Source organism: Streptococcus fryi (assembly GCF_053206505.1).
In genome coordinates this window covers 17696-38980 of record NZ_JBRUGW010000018.1, presented here as the reverse complement: position 1 = coordinate 38980, position 21285 = coordinate 17696, and the positions used below count along the sequence as shown (strand labels likewise).

Sequence of the window (21285 nt, the reverse complement as noted above, 5' to 3'; positions counted from 1 at the left end):
GAGTGGGAATAATATAGAAAGTAAAATTGAACGTTTTACGCTGATATTATAAGGGTTTTCGATGTTAGAATGGTATATAAACTATCTTTTTAGACATAATACCCCGCCAAAAAACCTCTCTCGAGTTTTACAACTTGAGAGAGGTTTTAACATAATTTAAAATATGTTTATTTAACCTTTGCTTCTTGATAATCACAATCCGTATTAGAACAAGAGACTTGTTTGCCTCCACCACGGACTTTCTTTTCAACAAGGTAATCGCCTGATTTGGGACAGGTTCTTCCAACTGGTTTATCCCAAGAAGTCATCTCACACTCTGGATATCGGTCACAACCATAGAAAAGACGGTTTCGTTTGGTTTTACGCTCAATGATTTGACCTTTGTTACAGATAGGGCAAACAACACCGATTTCTTTTGTAATCGCTTTTGTATTGTGACAATCTGGGAAATTACTACAAGCATAAAATTTGCCATAGCGTCCTAATTTTACAACCATTTCATGACCACAGACATCACAGTCAAAGCCTGCAGGTTCATCTTTGATCTGAATTTTTTCCATCTGTGATTCAGCTTTATCAAGAGCTTTTTCAAATGGTTTGTAGAAACTATCAATAATCTTCTGCCATTCTTCTTTGCCAAGTTCTACGTCATCAAGTTTTGTTTCCATTTCTGCAGTGAAGGTAACATTAACAATATCTGGGAAAAATTCGACAATGAGTGAATTGACAATCTCTCCGAGTTCCGTAGGTTCAAAACGTTTAGAGACGAGTTTTACATAGTAGCGTTTTTGAATGGTTTCAAGTGTAGGTGCATAAGTTGATGGACGACCAACACCATTCTCTTCCAAGGTTTTGATTAACGTAGCTTCTGAATAACGTGCAGGTGGCTGAGTGAAATGCTGCTCGGGTGTTATTGTGACCTTTTTGACCACATCTCCTTCAGCCATCTCCGGCAACATTTTATTTTTATCAGAATCATTATAGACAGCCATATAGCCATCAAATTTAACCTGACTACCATTAGCTGTAAAGATAAGCCCGTTCTGGTCTAAGTTAACTTTAACCGTGTCAAATACTGCAGCAGCCATTTGGCTGGCAACAAAACGATTCCAAATCAATGTATAAAGCTTTAACTGGTCTTTATCTAGGTACTTGGCTATGGCTTCAGGAGTATGCGCTACGTTTGATGGGCGAATTGCTTCATGGGCATCTTGAGCGCCAGAGGCATTTTTAATGCGATTGTTATTCTTAGCATACTGGCTACCAAATCTCTCCGTAATAAAATCTGCTGCTTCATTTTGTGCAACTGGGCTAATACGAGTCGAATCCGTACGCATATAGGTAATCAAACCTTGATGGCCACTAGGACCTAGACTTAGTCCTTCATATAATTGTTGGGCAACCATCATTGTTTTACGTGTGCGGAAGTTAATTTTATTAGCTGCATCTTGCTGTAATGAAGATGTTGTGTAAGGTAATGGCGCGTTGCGTCTACGCTCCTTCTTCTCAACTTTATCAACAGTAAAGTCATCACCACTCAAACGAGATAGGACTGCTTTAACATCATCATTGGTTTCCAGTTTTAGCTTTTTATCATCAATACCATAAAAATGGGCTTGAAATTTTTTAGTACCCTTTTTAAAAAAGCCATCTAAAGTCCAGTACTCTTCTGGTTTAAAAGCTTTTATTTCATTTTCACGATCGATAATCAATTTTAAAGCTACTGATTGCACACGACCTGCTGATAAACCTTTTTTAACCTTTTTCCAAAGAATTGGTGAAATTGAATAACCAACAATACGATCCAAAACACGTCTCGCTTGCTGCGCATCAACAAGATCCATATCAATTTGACGTGGCTCTACAAAAGCATTTTTGACAGCATCTTTGGTGATTTCATTAAAAACTACTCTATTTTTACCATTTGGATCTAAGTTGAGAATATGTGATAAATGCCATGAAATAGCTTCTCCTTCACGATCCGGGTCACTCGCCAAGTAAACATGTTTAGCGTTTTTGGCTTCTTTTTTAAGACTATTGATGAGGGGACCCTTGCCTCTGATATTGATGTATTCAGGAGCATAGTTATTGTCAAAATCAATCGACATACTTGATTTTTTTAAATCGCGTATGTGGCCAACACTAGCTACGACCTTATAGTTTTTACCTAAATACTTTTCAATGGTTTTTGCTTTGGCAGGTGACTCTACAATCACTAAATTTTTCTTTGTCACACTTTTTTTCTTTGTTGTTTTTTGTTTTGTTGCTGTAGCCATATACTCTCTCTTTAATGTGATAACCTCATAGAATAATATCCCATTTTTAACAACCTGTCAACAAAAAACTTTTCTTATAGGAAAACAGCTTTTAAAACGAAAACTCTGAAACAATGTCTAAGCCTGATATGACGCACTTTGCACCCTCTTGGATAAGGTGATGGCAACCCGTTGAAAAACCGTCCAAAATATTTCCAGGAACGGCAAAAACTTCTCTCCCTTCCTCTAGCGCTCTTTCACAAGTAATTAAACTTCCTGATCTTAATTTGGCCTCTACAACTAAAACGCCTTCACTAATGCCAGATATAATACGATTCCGTTCTGGGAAATGATATGTTAATGGTTTTTCACCAGGACCATATTCACTTAACAAAAGATGATTTTTACCGATAAATTCTTGTAACTTATGATTTTCTTTGGGGTAATAGACATCTAATCCTGTTCCAATAACAGCGATGGTAGCACCTCCGTTTCGCAAAATTGAAAAATGTGCTGCCGTATCAATACCTCTGGCTAAACCACTCACAATAACAAAACGATTATTTAGTTCACTAATGATTTTTTTAACACTATCTATGCCTGTTTGACTACATTTTCGAGCTCCTACAACTGCTAGTTTAGGCTTACTTAACAATGCCAAATCGCCTTGATAAAATAATAAGACTGGTGGATTATAAGTCTGTCTTAAACTATCGGGATAATCTTTATCCAATAGCGATATGGATGGAAATCTCTGAAAATCAGCCTTGACCTTCTTGAGATCTAAACGCTTATAGTTTTCCATAAATAAAACTGGGTGCTTACATTTTGAGACTACAGCCATATCTCTTAGTGATAAAGACTTGCCTATTTTTTCCTGATAAGCCAATATATGATTAATATTAAGATTGGTTAAGCCTGCTCTCTTAAGTTTAAATAATTCAAAACGATTCATAGAACCTCCTCATAGAATTATTCGAAAAAAAGAGACTTACTGTAAGGTAAATCTCTTGTTTGAACTAGATTTTTCTTAGTATTTTAGCAGGATTTCCAGCAATTAAAACATTGTCTCCAAACGATTTGGTCACAACACTTCCTGCACCGACCACAACATTATTACCTAAGGAAACACCAGCTAGAATAGTAACTCCTCCACCTAACCAGACATTATCACCAATAGTAATCGGTGCCCCATACTCCAGTCCTGCTATTCTTTCTTGAGCATTGAGAGGGTGTAACGGTGTTAAAAATTGACAATTAGGACCAATCATAGCATTATCACCAATTCTTATCTCACAAACATCCAGCATGGTACAATTAAAGTTTGAAAAAAAGTTATTACCTAGGTAAATATTGCTACCATAATCACAAAAGAATTGTGGTTCTATGTGCACTGATTTTCCGACATGTCCCAACCAATTGTTTAAGAGTTGCTCTCGCTTTTGCGGATCTAACTCTTGGTTATATTCAGCCATTTTAAATTTGGCTTTATCCCGTAAATCTATCAATTCTGGGGCATTTGCATTATAAAGCTTTCCTCGTAACATTTTTTCTTTTTCTGATAACATTCTATACTTCCTTTGTCATTGATTTTATCGGCTCAAAACTACGGCGGTGAATAGGTGAAATGCCTAGCTGTTCAAGAGCTTGTAAGTGTTCTTTTGTACCGTATCCGGCATTTTTTGCGAAATGATAGCCTGTATAAGTAAGGTCATAGTCAGCCATCATCTTATCTCGTGTCACTTTAGCTACAATCGACGCAGCTGCAATTGACAAACTATTGGCATCTCCCTTGATGATTGAGGTTTGAGGAATACTTGTTTCTAGTGTCATAGCATCAATCAACAAATGTTGAGGTTTTACAGATAGCTGTTCAAGAGCTTCAAGCATAGCCAATTTAGTTGCTTCATAAATATTAACCTGATCAATGATAGTTTGGTCTTTGATACCAATGCCCACAGACAATGCCTTATCTAAAACGTCCTGATAAACTGATAAATGTTTTGACTTAGGGATCTTTTTACTGTCATTTAAACCAATAATTTTACACCCTTGTGGTAATATAACAGCAGCGGCAACTACTGGTCCAGCCAAAGGTCCACGACCAACTTCGTCAATGCCTGCAATCAATGTTATACCTTGCCCATTTAACCTTTTTTCGTAGCTTAACATGGCTTCAAGGCGCTCTTCCTCTATCTGTAAGTCCATTAATTCTTTTTTGCGCTTTTTAAGAGCTAATTGAACTCCTGAGCGCTTATCATGAGCTAAGTCTGAAAAGATAGGATCTGATAGGTCACTAACAGCCTGCAAGGCGGCTTGAATCACTTTAATCGTCGTCATCTAGATCACTCACCTTATCCAGCGTATATGTCCCTAGACGTCCGTCTCTAACATCTTTGATAAAAAGAGCATAAAAACGGTCATAATCGTCTCTGAAACCTAATTTTTGCGTCATTGTCATAATGATTTCAGGTGTTTCTTCTTCAAGATTGATTCCTTTAAAACGTTCCAACAAACGTTCTGGATAATGATCGCGGAAATAATTCAGGCCGAAAATGGTCACCTCATCCATCGGTAATAACTGGTCTTTGATAGCACCTGTTAAGGCTAGTTTTAATCCAACTAACTGATCTTCGAACTTTGGCCACAAGATACCTGGTGTATCTAAAATTTCCAAATCCTTATTGGTTTTCAACCATTGTTGACCTTTTGTTACACCCGGTTTATTACCAACAACAGCAATCTTTTTACCAGCTAAACGATTCATCAATGTTGACTTACCAGCATTTGGAATACCGATAATCATGGTACGTAGTGTTTCTTTTTGAATACCTCGTTCACGAAGACGCTCAATTTTATCAGCCATCAATACTTTAGCTGCATCAGTTACTTTTTTAACAGTTGATTGCTCTTTTGAATTGATGGCTAATGTTTTAATACCTTGTTGTTCAAAATAGATTTGCCATTCTTTTGTTCGTTGAGTATCTGCTAAGTCCACCTTATTTAGGATTAACAATTTTGGCTTATCGCCAACAATTTTTGTTAACATAGGATTCTGACTTGATAAAGGAAGCCTAGCATCCACTAGAATTGTCACAAAATCAACATATTTTAAGTTTTCCTGAACCTGTCGTCTTGCTTTAGACATATGACCAGGAAACCATTGAACAGTAGCCATAGTAAAAAAATCCTTTCGTATCAAGGGTTTTCAAGCCTTGAGTGTCTTGTTTTGTTGCTAGGCACCAAGCAGGCACCAAACACATCATCACCAAGTCAAGGTATAGCCAAGAATTCTTTGACTCCCCTCTCGATTAGAGATGACCTGGAAATTACGATAGTGCTTAGACATATCTTTGGTTATTTTAGGAATGATGTTTCCAGAAATATGTCTAGGCTGATAGGTCGGACTGAAGTCAAGATACTCTCGAAATTCATCTAGTGTTAACTCAACACTTCCAACCGTTTTATGCTGTTCGATAAGCTCGTTAATTTTGGCTGAATATTGACAAGACCATTTTTGAAGCCTAGCAAATTGGAATTGATGTGCTTCTGCAAATTTATCAAGGGCCTGAACCGTTTGCTCTTGAGACTGTTTCACTCGATGAGTGTAGCCCATCGTTGTCTCATAATTAGCATGCCCAACTCGTGCCATGACATCTGAGATTGCAATAGTCATCTCTTCACTTTGCAAGTAGGAAATGTGCATGTGCCTAAAAGAATGTGGTGTGACATGCTTTATCCATTTGAAACCATATTTCTGTTCACAGTTACATATCAATTCTTTTTCTACTCGTGCAAGTACTTCCCTAAATGAGTGAGATGTTATCGGTGAACCATATTCTGTTCGAAAAATACTTTCTGACTTCGTAAAATTGACGTTAGGGTTCTCTATCATGTATTGATTAAATTCTCTGGAACGCTCAATCACTCTTAAAATAGCCTCACAGGCTACTCTAGGTAACGCAACCTCACGATCAGCATTAAGTGTCTTTGTTTCTCCAAAATGAAAATCAGCCACTCTTAAATCATGATATTGTAAAGCTTTATCAATCGTCAGTACCCCAGTATCAGAATCAAAATCTTCTTCAGTGAATGCTGCTTCTCCAATACGTAAACCTGAGAACAGTAGAACAATCGCTAAATCATAGTAATTTGGATTTCTACGCCTACTCAGTGTATCAAAGAAAGCATGTAACTCATGAATCTCTAAGAATTTTGCCTCACGGCGTTTCTTAGCTTCTCTCTTCTTCTCCAAAGGAATATCAATTTTTACCACAGACATGGGTGAATAATCAATGACATTGTAAAGGACACCATGATTAAAAATTTTATTACAGGTACTCTTGATGTGTGTCATTGTTGATGGCGAAGCATCGTATTTTTCCATATAAGTTGATAAACTCTTCTTCATCAACATAGGGGTAATTTTTTTAAGCAAGTAGTCATCACCAATGATCTGTCCTAATCGCTTGATAACAAGTTTCTCTCGTTTAACAGTCTGAGGCTTAACTGAGACTGCCCAATTTTCAAGCCAGCTTTGCTTTAATTCACCAAAAGTCTTAATTTTTTGGGGATTAAAGCGGTACTCTGTTTGACCTATTAAATTATCGATTTTGTCCATCAATTCCCGCTCTGCTTGCTTACGAGCTCTGGAAGTATTTTTCTCATAGGAGACCACAGCGGTTTTCCATTTATCAGTTAAAGGGTCTTTGTATTTTTCTACTACTTCATAACGAACCTTTCCCTTAGTATTTTCTTTCGTTCTATAATACATCTCTCATCACCTCATTTGTTATTCTGAGAAATCTGAGAATTGCTTAAGGATAGAAATAACCATCTACCATTATAGCACGATTTCCCTTATTTTACCGCTATTCGCTGCTTCCAGCGTAAAAACTCTTCAAATCCATCGAGGTTAATAAAAACCAACTTATGAGTAGGATTAATAACGTATTGGCTAAATTGTCGATGATCTCGCATCTCAGTAATCCAGCGATTCAAGGTGTACTGATTCAATCCTTCCCAGCGTTTCAGAAGAGACTTTTTATCTCCCCATTCTGCTACTGCATTTTCAACAGACACATATTTTAATTTCACATCTACCTCCCTATACTCTATAATTTATGACCTCCGTGGGTAGAACTGGTTAGATTCATCATGGGAGTTTCACCCGCTGTCCTTTTTCGCTGGCAGCCTAAACGGTTAGAAGTATCATTATCCTCACTTGTTGTCCTGGCAGATAGGTGACCGACCTATTTTATAGCTGATATTGCTCGCTCATATCCTAGCGTATCCGACTAAATTGCTTGACAAGTGAGAAAGTCCCACATTGGTCTATTCAGTTGTCAATGGACAATAACAAGAACTTTAGTTCCCCTTCACTATATAGAGTGAAAATTTGACAGCTTTTACCGCCCTACTCCAATAACTTTTTGAGATAATTCAAAATTCTATCTCTCCGTCTAGCGACTGTTGAAATAGAAACATTTGTAGACTGAGAAATTTCATTCAATGTTTTTTCCTCAAAAAACAGGTTCTTGACAAGGGAAAATTCATCATCATTAAGCAAAAGTAGAGATTCATACAATAGCTGTAAGATTTCTTTAGTCTCAGTAATCTTTTCAACATTCATTTTCTCATCAGCCATAAAATTTGTTAATTGGTCATCAGCATAATCTGAAAATGGTCTAACACGATATTGGATTTCTAGTCGATTAAGATAATTTTCTCGATTTGTCAATCGCCAATATTCACTATAAACTTCTTTGGAAACAGGGACTCGTATCCCATTCACATAGATAAAATATGACATTCTAATCCTCCTTTTTATTCTTAAAAGGAGATTAGAGGGGGTGAACGATTTTTCATAAAACACTCTCAATTTTTAGACTTCACTATTAAGAGTGAAAATTTTCATGGATTTTACCGCTGTTTCCACAAAAAAATATAAAAAAGCGATAAAGCAAACTGCTCTATCGCCTAGATTGTAATAACCTTACATAATTTCAGCTGGTGGTAAAATGGGCTTTGGTATAGGAATCGGCTTTGGATATTTAATTGGTTTAATTGTTCCGATTCCAGGTAGTAGTGTTCGAAGGCTTCCGCCTGAAATATGGGACAGTTGAGAGAGATGTAGTTCTTTAAGCATATAATATACCTCCTTATATAAAATCATTATTAACCAAACATTAGAATAAGATAATTAACAACAGATATAATAACTAGTAATCCGTTATTCAGTAGATGCACAACAATCGAATCGACAATGTTTTCACGACGATCGTATGCCAAGTAAAAAATTGCTCCTAACAGGAAATACACAATAAACTCGATTGGATAGAACATATGTAACAATGCAAAAATGGAAGAGCTCACAGTCAATTTCAACAACTTACGATTGTTTTTGAAAAAATAACGACCAAAGAATCCTCTGAACACAAGTTCTTCCAAGATCGGAGCAAAGATACCAATAGCAAGATGAAAGGCAACAAAGTATAAAGGGAACATCTGGATAAGCTGCTCATTGGTTGCCATCAAGGCGGCATCATTGGCTGAGGTTGCATTACCCGTGACCATTTGAATTAAAAAGGTTCCACCAATGGCTACCAGACGAGTAGCAAGATAAAAGAGAAGAGCAATTCCAAAGTCTTTCCAGGTAAAGGGTAATTTTTCCTTTTCATCCTTGTTTTTATATTTTTTCCAAACAAGAACAAGGACGATACCAGTAGCCAATAAATAACCTAGACTAGCAAGCCACTGCATATAAGTTGGCGTTGTCTCCTGAGTAGCAATCAATCTCATTGGAAAGATATTGACACTTAAGGTAAGAAAGATTAGCCCAATAAACTTCAGTATATTTTTAAAACGTTGCATTATCTAACCCTCCTGCTTAGTTCTCAAACGACTGATGCCTGTGAATCCCGAAGCCAATAAGAAGGCTAGACCGATACGCACAAGATTAATCGAATTGACCTCTCCTGTTCTAGGTAAGGTTGAAATGCTTGAAACAGTCTGAGAGGTCTGTTTACTTACTGTTTCCTCTTTTCTAGACAACGTTGAGACGCCTGAGATTTCAGTAGTACGACTTGCTAATGGTGTGACCTGTGATAGGGAGATTACTGGCTTAGTCAAGGTTTCTTCTTGATTTTCTTGCTCTTTAACATCAACTTTGAGACTCTCATCTTTGGTACTAACATTTTCGATAGACTTATCTGTAACCTCTTTGGATTGCTCTGAAGAATCAGCCTTGGTTTTATCAGAGGAAGAGTCGGTTTCGGACAACTCTTGATTCGAAATCTCCTCAGTGTTAGCATGATTATCTAAGGCAGCGCCTGACTTTTTCTCCTCCTCTTGATCGGTTGTATTCTGCTCACCATTCCCAATCTCTTCGGCAGGTTGTTCAGGTGATTTTCCAAGATAGAGGTAGTCGTACAGTTGCTGAGCATTGACTCCTCCACCAACCCATCCAGAAACAGGTTGACCATTTTTTAGGTAGATAATGGTTGGTGTTCCAGGGATACCGACTGTTTTGAACAAGAACTCTTTAGCCTCATCATCTGCTCTATCTGTATCGTAATACTCCAACTGACCAGCAATCAGCTGATTAAACTCCTTCAAGTCTGGTGAAAATTGACGGCAATAGTAACAGGTTCCACGACCGAAATACAAGGTGTGTTCCAAACCGTCAGCCGTAAAAGCTGTATGAACATTGTCAATAGTTACCTTCTTAAAATCAGCGACATTTGTAGCATACTCCTCGATGGTCACTTCTGCAAGTTCTTCACCGGTTGTAGCTTCGCCTGTCTGATCAGGTGTTGTTTGGCTAGATGGCTGTTCTGTCACCAGAGAAGGACTCTGTGCTTCTAATGCATTAGTTTCAGAACTGTCAGCCAAAACAGGACTAGTAACTAAAGCTGCCAAAGCCACTGTACTGAAAAGTAGTGATTTGAATAGTGTTTTCTTCATGATGAAACTCCTTTATTATTGATGATCTTATTCTATAATTTTCACAAGCAAAATTTCGTAAAATTCCTGAACAGTCATCGAAACGTCATGAATGGGAAAATATCTATGCCAAACAGAAATTATCCCTCAAGATATTCTCTATAATGGTTTCTCAGAGAGCACTTCTTTTCTCCTCGTAAAATTTTTATAAATTATGATTATATCGTTACAAATCATAACCACCCGTCAAACGGGTGGTTTGAACAAGGGCTATAAGCCCACATCACCAGCCAGCGCCTAAAGACGCTGGCTTTCACTTTGTTCAAGCCTAATCGCTTTTGACTCGTCACTTTCCTCTTAAAGAGGCGTTAGTATTTCTTACCATCATCCCTAAAGGGACCTTCGTACTCTTTCACACTCAATTTATCAAGTGCAATGTCATGTTTTTCCTGTTCTTGGATATATTTTTTATCGTGGCTTCGTTAAGTCCTACCGTGCTTACATAATAACCCTCTACCCAAAAATGGCGATTGCCAAATTTGTATTTGAGATTCGCGTGTTTATCAAACATCATAAGAGCACTTTTACCTTTTAAATAACCCATGAAACTTGAAACACTTACCCTTGGTGGAATACTGACAAGCATATGAACATGGTCTGGCATCAGATGCCCCTCGATTATTTCAACCCCTTTGTAACGACATAAACGGCGAAATATTTCTCCTAAACTGCTTCTATATTGATTATAAATAACTTTTCGTCTATACTTAGGTGTGAAGACAATGTGGTATTTACACAGCCACTTTGTATGTGATAAACTATGTGCCTTTTGCGCCATATTTTTCTCCTTTCGCTTTACAATAGGCTTGAACACCTTTATTGTATCGCGTTTGGAGTTTTTTTGGTATAACCTTCGTCGCGCACCCGCATAGCGGGTGGTTTATTTGTCTCGCACCTTACGGAGCGAGACGGACTAAAAGTCACATAATAAAAACCACAATATCTAAAAAATAACAGACATTGCGGTTTTAAGAGACCTTATAGATAATACTAACTAGAAACCCAGAAGAGCCAAGCATTCCAAATAATATGTAGGATTAGGGCAGGATAAATCGTTTTCGAACGCTTAAATAGAGTACCGTAAATCAGACCTATCCCAAAATAAACAACAAAATCAGATAATTTAATGCCCTGAAGAACTGTATGAGCAAGGGAGAAAAATACTGCTGACACCAAGAGGTCCAAGCCTATACTACTAAAACGTTCCAAATTTTTAATAATCAAGGCACGAAACACAAGTTCTTCGCTAATTGGACCGATGAAAATTCCATAAATATAAAAGAGATATAATTCTAATCCTGTTCCACTATAAGTATCGAGAAGCTTTTGATTTTCTGGTACAGGAAAGAGACGATTCACAATGATTGACCAAATGGTCAAGGCAACAAAACCTAAACAAATAGCCAGTATTGGTCTTCTACTAATTTTATCTAACTGAAATATTTTCCCATATCCCTGATAGTGCAACAATATAAGCGTTACACAGCCAATAAGTAAGACTGAAAGATCGAACAACAACTCACTCTTGATAAATCCCACTCCAAATACATATAACAGTAAGATTGCAAGAGCATAAATATGGTTATTTTTAAAACCAGTAGTAGTCTCTCCCATGTTCTGAATTCCTCCTACAACATCATTTTTTATTTTCGTTTCCGGATAACACTACCAATACCATCTATAAAACCATTCCACATATCTCTCAACCCTTTAAAAGGGTCGAAACCGCCATTAATTTTTTCAAGATGATATTCTGAGATTGAATTAAACTTATCATACTTCATAATTGATTACTCCTCTCTAACGACAAATATAATCACTTGGAACAATTCTTTGGCCTAGAACCTTTTTAGCAAAAATTCTTCCCCAAATTTGTCCCGTACAATAGTCGTTCGACTTTCCGCCAGTAATATCGGCAAGAGAATCTAGATTCAATTGATCGAATTTTGGGTTTGTTTTTGTATTCATAATTTAATACCTCCTTTTTTCTTAATTTTAAAGGTAATTCATATTTATTAGCACCAAGGGGCAACTCCACAGATAGCTTTACCTACTGTATTGATGCCTTTACGAGTATTTTTCCCGATTCTGTACCAAAAATCATATGATTCATTGTCACCGCCATTAATGTATTGCAAGTCAGATGTCGTCAAAGTTTTAAAATGTTTAGTTTTCATTGTTTTTCTCCGCTATTAAAATTATTTCAGCAGTAGTCCTGCTATAATAGATGACACAGTGATGAGTGAATTTGTTAAAATATGAGCAAATATACTATCTCGTAATTGTCTTTGTTTACAATATAAGACACTAAAAAGAAGGCCGCTTATAAAATAATCCAGTAAATTAGCAGATAGTACATAGGTATGGGCATAAGCAAAAAGAAATGATGAGAGGAAGATAGGAAGGTATTTTTGAGTTGGGTATAATCTCATAAGACTCTCTTGAAAAATCCACCTAAAGACAACTTCTTCAAGAATTGGACCTGTGAAATGAAGAGCCACTAACATAACCAACATATTGGGTGAATTGAATTGTTGCACGATATCGTCATTGTTAGCAGAAGCCAAATCCAAGCCGAAACCTATCAATATCGATTTAATCCCAATAATTAACAAGAATGATAATAGCGTCCAACCTACAGTCGTTCTCAAAGAGAGATATTTTTTAACAGGAATATTAGGAAAACACTTGACTTTGACCAGTGATAAGCATCCCGATAACAGCAAGAAAGCTATTAACAAAATCGTTATTTTAAGAACAACACTCCCTTTAAACATATTAATCCCTAAATAAATTGGAATTTGTACCACTAAGCTTAAGAAGATTGTTAACACAATCAAACCACATAGTTTTAGTAACCTCATTTTGCTTTCCCTATCTATTACTTGCAGCAAGCTACTTTCTAGCAACTTCCTTTATGCTTTCTACCTTTCAAGCCATCTGCAAGACCGCAAATACTAGATAAAAGTTGATTATAAGTTGGTAACAATGGGAGAAACCATCCTCCCTCACCACCTTGAACAGTTGCAAGGGCCTCAGAGTTAAGTGTGTTAAATCGTTCCATTTTCTTTGTATTCATCTCGAACACCTCCTTTATGATATAGATTTATATTTTGTTGGGTTGCAACCTTGACAAGTCTAGTATAGCACTTCTTTAAAAAATAATTTCCCCATTTCCTGAACAGTCATTTAACTTTCCTAAATGGAAAATTTTACTGTTTTAAAAGATAAAATGACTATTTTTCTTTTGATGTCCTTACATAGTCACATTTTCGAATCTTTATTTACTTTAAACCTACTAGAATTTTGTTCTCATCTGTAGGGCATGAGCATAGCATTAAAAAGGCACAGATAAAAAACTGCGCCTAAATTTAAAATAAAGATGAATTAACACAATCTTATTTTTGACATCACAACTCTATTTTCTAAAAGGAGAAAATGGTTGAATTCTCCCTCTAGTTTTTGAAGAATTAAATAATTCAATAATTTCACTCCAGGTCTGGCTTGCTTGTTTAGATAATTGAATTCCTCCTGGGAATAAGTACCTGCCAAATTCTAATACAAAGGCATTAAATTTTAACGCAACTGCAGCTCCCTCTATTTTAGATTTATCTATTTCTAAAAAATCAGTAATAGTTTTTAGGGCGCTTTGCTTCGTATTACTGTCATAAGTAATCTTACTTATTTCTGTTTCTAATTTTTCTACTAGCTTAATGCAATTGTTTTTATAATCAGTTTCCATAATTGAATCTCCTAAATTACAACTTTATGGAGTATGACCTCCATAATAACCTGATATTGCACTTGTTACTGTATTCGCAACAACATTATTATGGATAACGTTTTTGAGTAAGTTCTTGTTCCCTCATGGTAAAATGAAGTGCAACATAAAAGACGTATTCATCTGATATATTTGGTATTATCAAAGTTTCAATTGCTAATCCGTACTCCCATATTTTTTGGTGAACTCACTATTAGTCAAAATTTGACAGTTAGTTCTATCAATGATATCCCCCATATTAGCTTGGACATACATCCCATATCCAAGATAACGACCAGATTGTTTCCACCAATTCGGATTTATCCCTGAAACAAGCACCTTTAAGTGATTCTCTACCCACTGAAAATAATTTTTCTTAAAGGCTTCTTGTACCCAAATAGGCTGATGCCCTGTCTTTGATACTTTCCAAACATCAGTCGTTCTATCATTTGGTTTAAAATCCGTTACAGGCATTAGGTGTTCCTCCTATTCCGTAAGGAGTACATGGCTTTGGAAAATTTCTCTTAGGCCAGGTGCCATTTAATTGATCTAGAGTAGGACCACCATCTAATGCACTAATCGATCCAGCTATGAAGCCTCCCCAAGGAAACCATCCCCCCTCAATATTAACAAGAGCATCTTCATTGAACACGTTAAACTGTTCCATTTTCTGTGTATTCATCTCGAATACCTCCTTTATGATATAGATTTATATTTTGTCGGGTTACAACCTTGACAAGTCTAGTATAGCACTTCTTCAAAAAATAATTTCCCCATTTCCTGAACAGTCATTTAACTTTCCTAAATGGGAAATATTATTTTAAAATTGCTAAAAATTTTACTCCACCCATTTCAAAATCCGGACATTATAAAAAGGTAGCATTCGAAAATCCTACCCTTGTTATAAAAACTAATTTGAAAAATCAACATGCAGGAAATAGTTTCCCAGGATACGCAGGAGAATAGTTTTCACAATATCTGTTACCATTTGACGGTTTTTCCCAAATATAGCAAAAATTTCTGCCACAACCACCTGAAATAGCCTCAAGATTTTTTTCAGTAATAAATGCCATCTTAATTTTCTTTGTCTTCATAATATATGCCTCCTCTATGATTATGATATAAATTTTTTATTTTGTCGGGTTGCAGCTTTGACAAACTTAGTATAGCATCTCTTCAAAAACTTGTTGCTTTATTTCCCGAACAGTCATTTAACTTTCCTAAATGGGAAAGTGTTACCGTTTAAGTATCTATTTTTTAGCGATTGGTATATCTCTTTTATCATTTTTATCAGCTATAATAGCTGATAAAAAAATAGAATTCCTAAAAAGTTTTTGAATTACGAAATGCCATATCAAGTTTTTCTGAGTTTCGTGAAAAGTTTAACTTAATTTGACTGTTTTAGAGATTTTCTATGAAATTTTAATAATCCCTAATTATTGAATTATTTGTATAAAATTTAATTAGTTCTTTTAAAGATTTTTAGGTGCATTTTTTCTCGTGCTATATTAGATTATCAAAAAATATTAGACTAGTAGATAGATTTACTAAAACCTAATATATTAAGTATCCTACCGTACAAGAAATCACAAAATATGCAACAAACGTTGGAAAAAAATGTGTCATCACTTTTGATTTATCAATTCTTTTCAACGAATGATCTAATGTAAAAAAAGCTAAAAACGATGAACAATATAAGGCTACTCCAAACATTAATATAAATCTATAATCTGTACTTGATTTCATAAATTGACCTATTACAAAAGGTATGAAAGCCACAGTAGTATAACAGAGGATAGTTTTAAAAGACATAAGTTCCTCCTTAATTATGGACAAGCTGCAGAAACTGGAATCCATCCCATACCGACCGCCATACCGGCAATTGCACCTGGAACATTTCCAAAAGCTGCTCCAATAGCAAAACCGTATAAACCACTTAATACAACACCTGAACCACCTACAACCCAATCACAAGCTGAAACTCCACCAACAATTAAAGATAAATCATCCGATGTTAAATTTGTATTCTTTTCTATTATTTTTGTATTCATGATGAATACCTCCTTTATGATATAGATTTATATTTTGTCGGGTTGCAACCTTGACAAGTCTAGTATAGCACTTCTTCAAAAAATAATTTCCCCATTTCCTGAACAGTCATCGAAACGTCCTAAATGGAAAAATTTTACCATTCAAGAAAAGTGACCGTTCAGGTATGTATTGTTTAGGAAGAACCGAAATATCTTTTTACCATTCAAGACGTTTCGATGACCATTTAAGATTTAGACGTTTTTTTCTTTGATTTTTTGTCATAATAGTCTTGTCACTAACAAGAAAGGATTTGACAAATGACAGCTTACAATCGAACTTTTGTTCCTCAAATCGATGCCAGAGATTACGGTGTAGCTGCCTTAGCCTCCATTGCCAAGTTTTAAGGATCGGACTACTCTCTGGCTCATTTGAGAAAATTTGAATCTGACTGATTAAAATTCAACCTCTGCTATCTCGGTTCCTTCCTCAACTATGGCTTCAATTATTGCTAGTAAAAGACGATTCAAAAATATGAACCGCCTTTTATACTAGAGTTTGCATTCAATCTATTGGGTATACTAAACAAACGTCTCTATCTAACTATTCCATACGATATCAAGCCACGCCCTAATTGCCTTTCAAACTCACCGTACGACGATAAATCTTTATAGAATCTATTCATAGGTTCACTTAAGACTTCATTTCTTTCTACATTTGAAATTGCTAGCCTTCTAATGTTATCTATCAATGCTAGAATACTATCCCTATTATTTTCTGTAGGTAATTTATTTTTAAAGTCAATTAGCAACTGCCGCTCGTTCTCTTTCAAATCGACATCTAATATCAGATTAAAGACGGTTTCAATTATTACATCCTCACGCACAATATTACCCTCGATAACCAGGATGGAAATATCCACCGCCAAGTGAAGATACCCAGCCATTCACGACAACACCAAGCGTTGCTTCAAATGGACTCTTTGTCACAATATAACCCCATTCGCCACTATCATATCGGCAAGAATATCCGTTTGCACCTGCCATAACAAATCTACAAACTCCTTTGCCACCACCTTCGACAGTGGATAGCACATCTGCATCTAATTCTTTAAATTTTTTCGTATTCATCTCGAATACCTCCTTTATGATATAGATTTATATTTTGTCGGGTTGCAACCTTGACAAGTCTAATATAGCACTAATATAGCACTACTTCAAAAAATAATTTCCCCATTTCCTGAACAGTCATTTAACTTTCCTAAATGGGAAAATTTTACCATTCAAGAAGGGAAAGCGACCGTTCAGGTATGTATTTTTTAGGAAGAGCCGAAATATCTTTTTACCATTCAGGACGTTTCGATGACCATTTAAGATTTGGATATTTTTTTCTTTGATTTTTTGTCATAATAGTCTTGTCACTAACAAGAAAGGATTTGACAAATGACAGCTTACAAACGAACTTTTGTTCCTCAAATCGATGCCAGAGACTGTGGTGTGGCTGCTTTAGCCTCTATTGCCAAGTTTTATGGTTCTGATTATTCCCTAGCTCATTTGAGAGAATTGGCCAAAACCAATAAGGAAGGAACGACCGCTCTTGGTATCGTCAAAGCAGCCAAGGAGATGAGCTTTGAAACTAGAGCCATCCAGGCTGACATGAGCCTCTTTGATATGGATGACGTTCCCTATCCCTTCATCGTTCACGTCAATAAAGAAGGCAAACTGCAACACTACTATGTGGTATATCACAACAAAAAAGACCACCTCATCATTGGTGATCCTGACCCTACGGTCAAAGTCACCAAGATGACCAAGGAGCGGTTTGCTTCTGAATGGACAGGCGTTGCTATCTTTCTGGCTCCAGAACCCAGCTATAAGCCTCACAAAGATAAAAAGAACGGCCTGATGAGCTTTCTCCCTCTTATTTTCAGGCAACGTGCGCTTATCTTTTATATCATCTTGGCTAGCCTTTTGGTGACACTTATCAATATTGGTGGTTCTTACTACCTGCAAGGAATTTTGGATGAATACATTCCTAATCAAATGAAGTCAACCTTGGGGGTTATCTCCATCGGCCTGATTATCACCTACATCCTCCAGCAGATGATGAGTTTCTCACGAGATTACCTTTTGACTGTGCTCAGCCAGCGGCTAAGCATTGATGTAATTCTTTCCTATATCCGTCATATCTTTGAACTGCCCATGTCCTTTTTTGCGACACGGCGGACTGGTGAGGTTATCTCTCGCTTTACAGATGCCAATTCAATCATCGATGCCCTGGCATCGACCATTTTGTCACTCTTCCTTGATGTCTCTATTTTAACCATCGTCGGTGGTGTGCTTTTGGTACAAAACACCAACCTCTTCTTGCTCTCCTTAATTTCAGTTCCCATTTACATCATCATTATTTTTGCTTTTATGAAGCCGTTTGAGAAGATGAATAACGATGTGATGCAGAGCAATTCCATGGTCAGCTCTGCCATTATCGAAGACATCAACGGCATTGAAACCATCAAATCCTTGACCAGCGAAGAAAGTCGCTACCAGAAGATTGATAGCGAGTTCGTAGATTACCTGGACAAATCCTTCAAACTCAGTAAATACTCTATCCTGCAAACTACCCTTAAACAGGGAGCTCAGCTCATTCTAAATATTGTCATCTTGTGGTTTGGGGCTCAGCTAGTCATGAACGGACACATTTCAGTTGGACAACTGATCACCTTCAACACCCTTCTATCTTATTTTACCAATCCTTTAGAAAATATTATCAACCTCCAAACCAAGCTCCAGTCTGCCAAGGTGGCTAACAATCGCCTGAATGAAGTCTACCTGGTTGAATCTGAATTCAGTAACAATCAGACCTTAACAGATTCAAAGTTCTTGACTGGCGATATTCGCTTTGAAGACCTTTCCTATAAGTACGGTTTCGGACGTGACACCTTATCTGATATCAATCTGACCATCAAACAAGGCGATAAGGTCAGTCTAGTGGGGATTAGCGGTTCAGGAAAGACAACCTTGGCCAAGATGATTGTCAACTTCTTTGAGCCTTACAAGGGCCGAATCACTATCAACAACAATGACCTTAAACTGGTTGATAAAAAGACGCTTCGGCAACACATCAACTACCTCCCACAACAGGCTTATATCTTCAGTGGTTCAATCTTAGAAAACTTGACTTTAGGGGCCAATCAACTGATTAGTCAGGAAGATATTATCCGAGCTTGTGAGATCGCTGAAATTCGACAAGACATCGAGCAGATGCCTATGGGCTATCAAACAGAATTGTCTGACGGAGCTGGCTTATCGGGTGGTCAAAAACAACGGATTGCTTTGGCTAGGGCTCTACTGACTAAAGCCCCTGTTCTTATTCTTGATGAAGCCACTAGCGGCCTTGATGTGCTAACGGAGAAAAAGGTCATTGATAATTTAATGGCCATGACAGACAAGACCATCATCTTTGTCGCACACCGCCTCAGTATTTCTGAGCGAACCAACCAAGTTATTGTTCTTGACCAAGGGAAGGTCATTGAGACTGGTTCACATCACGAATTGATGACCAAACAAGGTTTCTACCATCATCTATTTAGCAAGTAAGGAGACTAAGCATGAACCCTAATTTGTTCAAAAGTGCTGAATTTTACCAGCGGCGCTACCATAATTTTGCGACACTCTTAATTGTCCCCTTGATATTATTAGTCGGCTTTCTTCTAACCTTCTCCCTTTTTGCCAAAAAGGAGGTTACCGTCACATCAAGAGGTGAAATTACTCCGACGACAATCATCGCTTCTATCCAATCTACCAGCAATAACCCAATCATAACCAATAATCTAGCCAATAACCAGCTGGTTAAAAAGAATGAGCTCATCATCCAATACGCTGAAACTATGGAGAGTTCCCAAAAACAAACCCTTGAAACCCAGCTAGCCACTCTAAATAGACAGAAAACTGGACTCGAAACCCTCAAAGAAAGCCTGTCACAGGGAACGAACCTCTTTACAGGGGAGGACGAATTTGGCTATATCAATACTTTTAACAACTTTATCACTCAATCACAGGACATCGAACATGGTATCTCAAAAATCAATGCTGAGGTGAGTAACCAAGCCGCCCTAGCAGGTAATACCATTGCTGCGATTGACACGCAAATCAATCAAATCTATCACCAAATAGCAGAGTACGAGGAGCTTCGTCAAGCCATTACCAATAGACAGACCGGTTTATCAGCCGGCAATCCACACCAAGCTACCTTAAACAATTTCTTAGCCCAATCCCAGCAAGACTCCCAGACAGGATTAACTGATCAATACCTTTCTCAAATCAACCAAAGTATCTCAGGGCTAGAATCATCCATAGCTAGTCTGAACATCCAACGAGCTGGAACTGGCTCTGTTGCAACCTATGATAACAGCTTTGGAACAAAGGTTGAGGTTCTAAGAACACAGTTTTTACAAACAGCCTCTCAGCAGCTGACCACACTTGAAACGCAAATCACAGAGCTAAAGGCACAGCTAGAGCAAGCATCCGTCCGACTAGAAAACAATACCATTACAGCTCCTGAAACAGGGGTAATCCATCTCAATAGTGAGTTTGAAGGAAAGTCTTTGATTCCAAGCGGTAGTGAAATCGCTCAGATTTACCCCAATATCAATCAAACCAAAGAATTCCTCATTACTTACTACGTGACTTCAGAGCATGTCGCCTTACTCAAAGAAAAACAAGACGTACGCCTGAGCTTAGAAAAAGTTGGCAACCAAAGCATCACTGTTATTGGAAAAATTAAGTCTATTGATAAAACTGCTACTAAAACTGAGGAGGGGAATCTGTTCAAAGTTACTGCCTTGGCTCAATTATCCGACAAATATCGTGACATCATCCAATACGGTCTCCAGGGCCGAGTCACGAGTATCATTGCCAAGAAGACTTACTTTGATTACTACAAGGATAAAATTTTATCCAACCATGATTAACCATTTAGGAAAGTTAAATGACTGTTCAGGATTTGAATGTCAAAAATCGCCATATTTTGTGTACAATAAATTAAAACTTATATAAAGGAGGTCCTCATATGACCAAGCAAACAAAATCACTCACGCATTTCTCGGAACTAACCTCGTCAGAACTCCAACGCATCTCTGGCGGGGACTGGTGGAGTGATCTGATTAGATTTTTTCCTAGGCGCGATAAAACTACAGGTGACAATAATAAACATAAAGTAGGCTAACATCAAAAATTTTGG

Annotated in this window: 27 protein-coding genes and 2 pseudogenes; 4 read left to right on the top strand and 25 right to left on the bottom strand. The window is 37.0% G+C overall.

What is annotated here, in order from left to right; translation table 11 throughout:
* Positions 1-167 precede the first annotated feature (167 nt).
* From topA to ACVRZH_RS06080, 23 genes and pseudogenes are all read right to left on the bottom strand, one after another.
* The gene (gene topA, locus ACVRZH_RS06190) at positions 168-2276 is read right to left on the bottom strand and encodes a type I DNA topoisomerase (protein ID WP_447454433.1); all 2109 of its coding nucleotides are present in this window, start codon (positions 2274-2276) and stop codon (positions 168-170) included.
* 91 nt (positions 2277-2367) lie between these two features.
* Complete coding sequence (gene dprA / locus ACVRZH_RS06185; RefSeq protein ID WP_447454432.1) at positions 2368-3210, bottom strand: DNA-processing protein DprA; 843 nt, start codon at positions 3208-3210, stop codon at positions 2368-2370.
* A gap of 64 nt (positions 3211-3274) precedes the next feature.
* Complete coding sequence (locus ACVRZH_RS06180) at positions 3275-3823, bottom strand: sugar O-acetyltransferase (protein WP_447454431.1); 549 nt, start codon at positions 3821-3823, stop codon at positions 3275-3277.
* A 1-nt stretch (position 3824) separates the two neighbouring features.
* Positions 3825-4595: a ribonuclease HII gene (gene rnhB, locus ACVRZH_RS06175; protein WP_447454430.1), complete on the bottom strand. Its 771-nt coding sequence runs from the start codon at positions 4593-4595 to the stop codon at positions 3825-3827.
* Positions 4582-5433: a ribosome biogenesis GTPase YlqF gene (gene ylqF, locus ACVRZH_RS06170; protein WP_447454429.1), complete on the bottom strand. Its 852-nt coding sequence runs from the start codon at positions 5431-5433 to the stop codon at positions 4582-4584. Before ylqF ends, rnhB begins: the two co-directional genes overlap by 14 nt.
* Before the next feature lie 87 nt (positions 5434-5520).
* On the bottom strand, positions 5521-7029 hold the full coding sequence (locus tag ACVRZH_RS06165) for a tyrosine-type recombinase/integrase (protein WP_447454428.1): 1509 nt from the start codon (positions 7027-7029) through the stop codon (positions 5521-5523).
* A gap of 86 nt (positions 7030-7115) precedes the next feature.
* The gene (locus ACVRZH_RS06160) at positions 7116-7352 is read right to left on the bottom strand and encodes a DNA-binding protein (protein WP_447454427.1); all 237 of its coding nucleotides are present in this window, start codon (positions 7350-7352) and stop codon (positions 7116-7118) included.
* A 319-nt stretch (positions 7353-7671) separates the two neighbouring features.
* Positions 7672-8067, bottom strand: coding sequence for a sigma-70 RNA polymerase sigma factor region 4 domain-containing protein (locus tag ACVRZH_RS06155; protein WP_447454426.1), 396 nt, complete (start codon positions 8065-8067; stop codon positions 7672-7674).
* Between the two features lie 183 nt (positions 8068-8250).
* Positions 8251-8403, bottom strand: coding sequence for a hypothetical protein (locus tag ACVRZH_RS06150; protein ID WP_447454425.1), 153 nt, complete (start codon positions 8401-8403; stop codon positions 8251-8253).
* A 29-nt stretch (positions 8404-8432) separates the two neighbouring features.
* The gene (locus tag ACVRZH_RS06145) at positions 8433-9128 is read right to left on the bottom strand and encodes a CPBP family intramembrane glutamic endopeptidase (RefSeq protein ID WP_447454424.1); all 696 of its coding nucleotides are present in this window, start codon (positions 9126-9128) and stop codon (positions 8433-8435) included.
* Between the two features lie 3 nt (positions 9129-9131).
* On the bottom strand, positions 9132-10220 hold the full coding sequence (locus ACVRZH_RS06140) for a DUF6568 family protein (protein WP_447454423.1): 1089 nt from the start codon (positions 10218-10220) through the stop codon (positions 9132-9134).
* A 347-nt stretch (positions 10221-10567) separates the two neighbouring features.
* A pseudogene (gene tnpA, locus ACVRZH_RS06135) lies at positions 10568-11037 on the bottom strand (IS200/IS605 family transposase).
* A gap of 212 nt (positions 11038-11249) precedes the next feature.
* Positions 11250-11873, bottom strand: coding sequence for a CPBP family intramembrane glutamic endopeptidase (locus ACVRZH_RS06130; protein WP_447454422.1), 624 nt, complete (start codon positions 11871-11873; stop codon positions 11250-11252).
* Between the two features lie 29 nt (positions 11874-11902).
* Complete coding sequence (locus ACVRZH_RS06125) at positions 11903-12043, bottom strand: hypothetical protein (RefSeq protein WP_172096806.1); 141 nt, start codon at positions 12041-12043, stop codon at positions 11903-11905.
* A gap of 16 nt (positions 12044-12059) precedes the next feature.
* Entirely contained in the window at positions 12060-12227 is a 168-nt protein-coding gene (locus ACVRZH_RS06120; RefSeq protein ID WP_172096805.1) for a hypothetical protein, read from the bottom strand.
* Positions 12228-12274: 47 nt separating this feature from the next.
* Positions 12275-12436: a hypothetical protein gene (locus ACVRZH_RS06115; protein ID WP_447454421.1), complete on the bottom strand. Its 162-nt coding sequence runs from the start codon at positions 12434-12436 to the stop codon at positions 12275-12277.
* Positions 12437-12457: 21 nt separating this feature from the next.
* Positions 12458-13123 (bottom strand): CPBP family intramembrane glutamic endopeptidase, encoded by a 666-nt coding sequence (locus ACVRZH_RS06110; protein ID WP_447454420.1) that lies wholly within the window; start codon positions 13121-13123, stop codon positions 12458-12460.
* A 38-nt stretch (positions 13124-13161) separates the two neighbouring features.
* A complete protein-coding gene (locus tag ACVRZH_RS06105) occupies positions 13162-13338 on the bottom strand; it encodes a ComC/BlpC family leader-containing pheromone/bacteriocin (RefSeq protein WP_447454419.1) in 177 nt (58 codons plus the stop codon).
* A gap of 339 nt (positions 13339-13677) precedes the next feature.
* Positions 13678-14001, bottom strand: coding sequence for a hypothetical protein (locus tag ACVRZH_RS06100; protein ID WP_447454418.1), 324 nt, complete (start codon positions 13999-14001; stop codon positions 13678-13680).
* Between the two features lie 195 nt (positions 14002-14196).
* Positions 14197-14493: a hypothetical protein gene (locus ACVRZH_RS06095; RefSeq protein WP_447454417.1), complete on the bottom strand. Its 297-nt coding sequence runs from the start codon at positions 14491-14493 to the stop codon at positions 14197-14199.
* The gene (locus tag ACVRZH_RS06090) at positions 14474-14701 is read right to left on the bottom strand and encodes a ComC/BlpC family peptide pheromone/bacteriocin (protein ID WP_447454416.1); all 228 of its coding nucleotides are present in this window, start codon (positions 14699-14701) and stop codon (positions 14474-14476) included. Before ACVRZH_RS06090 ends, ACVRZH_RS06095 begins: the two co-directional genes overlap by 20 nt.
* 241 nt (positions 14702-14942) lie before the next feature.
* Entirely contained in the window at positions 14943-15113 is a 171-nt protein-coding gene (locus tag ACVRZH_RS06085) for a hypothetical protein (protein WP_447454415.1), read from the bottom strand.
* A gap of 732 nt (positions 15114-15845) precedes the next feature.
* Positions 15846-16070, bottom strand: a complete 225-nt coding sequence (locus tag ACVRZH_RS06080) for a Blp family class II bacteriocin (protein WP_447454414.1) — start codon at positions 16068-16070, stop codon at positions 15846-15848.
* 297 nt (positions 16071-16367) lie between these two features.
* On the opposite strand from ACVRZH_RS06080, the pseudogene ACVRZH_RS06075 reads away from it, so the two are divergent.
* Positions 16368-16451 (top strand): annotated as a pseudogene (locus ACVRZH_RS06075) (cysteine peptidase family C39 domain-containing protein); the annotation flags it as partial.
* Between the two features lie 191 nt (positions 16452-16642).
* Here ACVRZH_RS06075 and ACVRZH_RS06070 read toward each other — a convergent pair.
* Complete coding sequence (locus tag ACVRZH_RS06070; protein ID WP_447454413.1) at positions 16643-16993, bottom strand: bacteriocin immunity family protein; 351 nt, start codon at positions 16991-16993, stop codon at positions 16643-16645.
* The gene (locus ACVRZH_RS06065) at positions 16938-17177 is read right to left on the bottom strand and encodes a garvicin Q family class II bacteriocin (RefSeq protein ID WP_447454412.1); all 240 of its coding nucleotides are present in this window, start codon (positions 17175-17177) and stop codon (positions 16938-16940) included. The genes ACVRZH_RS06070 and ACVRZH_RS06065 overlap by 56 nt, the downstream gene beginning before the upstream one ends.
* Before the next feature lie 312 nt (positions 17178-17489).
* On the opposite strand from ACVRZH_RS06065, the gene ACVRZH_RS06060 reads away from it, so the two are divergent.
* From ACVRZH_RS06060 to ACVRZH_RS06050, 3 genes are all read left to right on the top strand, one after another.
* The gene (locus ACVRZH_RS06060) at positions 17490-19643 is read left to right on the top strand and encodes a peptide cleavage/export ABC transporter (RefSeq protein WP_447454411.1); all 2154 of its coding nucleotides are present in this window, start codon (positions 17490-17492) and stop codon (positions 19641-19643) included.
* Between the two features lie 11 nt (positions 19644-19654).
* Complete coding sequence (locus ACVRZH_RS06055) at positions 19655-21016, top strand: bacteriocin secretion accessory protein (protein ID WP_447454410.1); 1362 nt, start codon at positions 19655-19657, stop codon at positions 21014-21016.
* Between the two features lie 98 nt (positions 21017-21114).
* Positions 21115-21270: a ComC/BlpC family leader-containing pheromone/bacteriocin gene (locus tag ACVRZH_RS06050; RefSeq protein ID WP_447454409.1), complete on the top strand. Its 156-nt coding sequence runs from the start codon at positions 21115-21117 to the stop codon at positions 21268-21270.
* Positions 21271-21285 lie beyond the last annotated feature (15 nt).

What these genes read in the sequence shown, in the direction of transcription:
- rnhB (WP_447454430.1), bottom strand. Translation starts at nt 4,595, where the DNA reads ATGACGACGATTAAAGTGATTCAAGCCGCCTTGCAGGCTGTTAGTGAC.
- ACVRZH_RS06125 (WP_172096806.1), bottom strand. Translation starts at nt 12,043, where the DNA reads ATGAAGTATGATAAGTTTAATTCAATCTCAGAATATCATCTTGAAAAA.
- ACVRZH_RS06070 (WP_447454413.1), bottom strand. Translation starts at nt 16,993, where the DNA reads ATGGCTGGGTATCTTCACTTGGCGGTGGATATTTCCATCCTGGTTATC.
- topA (WP_447454433.1), bottom strand. Translation starts at nt 2,276, where the DNA reads ATGGCTACAGCAACAAAACAAAAAACAACAAAGAAAAAAAGTGTGACA.
- ACVRZH_RS06120 (WP_172096805.1), bottom strand. Translation starts at nt 12,227, where the DNA reads ATGAATACAAAAACAAACCCAAAATTCGATCAATTGAATCTAGATTCT.
- ACVRZH_RS06055 (WP_447454410.1), top strand. Translation starts at nt 19,655, where the DNA reads ATGAACCCTAATTTGTTCAAAAGTGCTGAATTTTACCAGCGGCGCTAC.
- ACVRZH_RS06085 (WP_447454415.1), bottom strand. Translation starts at nt 15,113, where the DNA reads ATGAAGACAAAGAAAATTAAGATGGCATTTATTACTGAAAAAAATCTT.
- ACVRZH_RS06050 (WP_447454409.1), top strand. Translation starts at nt 21,115, where the DNA reads ATGACCAAGCAAACAAAATCACTCACGCATTTCTCGGAACTAACCTCG.
- ACVRZH_RS06095 (WP_447454417.1), bottom strand. Translation starts at nt 14,493, where the DNA reads ATGCCTGTAACGGATTTTAAACCAAATGATAGAACGACTGATGTTTGG.
- ACVRZH_RS06105 (WP_447454419.1), bottom strand. Translation starts at nt 13,338, where the DNA reads ATGAATACAAAGAAAATGGAACGATTTAACACACTTAACTCTGAGGCC.
- ACVRZH_RS06100 (WP_447454418.1), bottom strand. Translation starts at nt 14,001, where the DNA reads ATGGAAACTGATTATAAAAACAATTGCATTAAGCTAGTAGAAAAATTA.
- ACVRZH_RS06060 (WP_447454411.1), top strand. Translation starts at nt 17,490, where the DNA reads ATGACAGCTTACAAACGAACTTTTGTTCCTCAAATCGATGCCAGAGAC.
- ACVRZH_RS06165 (WP_447454428.1), bottom strand. Translation starts at nt 7,029, where the DNA reads ATGTATTATAGAACGAAAGAAAATACTAAGGGAAAGGTTCGTTATGAA.
- ACVRZH_RS06110 (WP_447454420.1), bottom strand. Translation starts at nt 13,123, where the DNA reads ATGAGGTTACTAAAACTATGTGGTTTGATTGTGTTAACAATCTTCTTA.
- ACVRZH_RS06155 (WP_447454426.1), bottom strand. Translation starts at nt 8,067, where the DNA reads ATGTCATATTTTATCTATGTGAATGGGATACGAGTCCCTGTTTCCAAA.
- ACVRZH_RS06140 (WP_447454423.1), bottom strand. Translation starts at nt 10,220, where the DNA reads ATGAAGAAAACACTATTCAAATCACTACTTTTCAGTACAGTGGCTTTG.
- ACVRZH_RS06145 (WP_447454424.1), bottom strand. Translation starts at nt 9,128, where the DNA reads ATGCAACGTTTTAAAAATATACTGAAGTTTATTGGGCTAATCTTTCTT.
- ACVRZH_RS06065 (WP_447454412.1), bottom strand. Translation starts at nt 17,177, where the DNA reads ATGAATACGAAAAAATTTAAAGAATTAGATGCAGATGTGCTATCCACT.
- ACVRZH_RS06090 (WP_447454416.1), bottom strand. Translation starts at nt 14,701, where the DNA reads ATGAATACACAGAAAATGGAACAGTTTAACGTGTTCAATGAAGATGCT.
- ACVRZH_RS06115 (WP_447454421.1), bottom strand. Translation starts at nt 12,436, where the DNA reads ATGAAAACTAAACATTTTAAAACTTTGACGACATCTGACTTGCAATAC.
- ACVRZH_RS06180 (WP_447454431.1), bottom strand. Translation starts at nt 3,823, where the DNA reads ATGTTATCAGAAAAAGAAAAAATGTTACGAGGAAAGCTTTATAATGCA.
- ACVRZH_RS06080 (WP_447454414.1), bottom strand. Translation starts at nt 16,070, where the DNA reads ATGAATACAAAAATAATAGAAAAGAATACAAATTTAACATCGGATGAT.
- ACVRZH_RS06130 (WP_447454422.1), bottom strand. Translation starts at nt 11,873, where the DNA reads ATGGGAGAGACTACTACTGGTTTTAAAAATAACCATATTTATGCTCTT.
- ACVRZH_RS06150 (WP_447454425.1), bottom strand. Translation starts at nt 8,403, where the DNA reads ATGCTTAAAGAACTACATCTCTCTCAACTGTCCCATATTTCAGGCGGA.
- dprA (WP_447454432.1), bottom strand. Translation starts at nt 3,210, where the DNA reads ATGAATCGTTTTGAATTATTTAAACTTAAGAGAGCAGGCTTAACCAAT.
- ylqF (WP_447454429.1), bottom strand. Translation starts at nt 5,433, where the DNA reads ATGGCTACTGTTCAATGGTTTCCTGGTCATATGTCTAAAGCAAGACGA.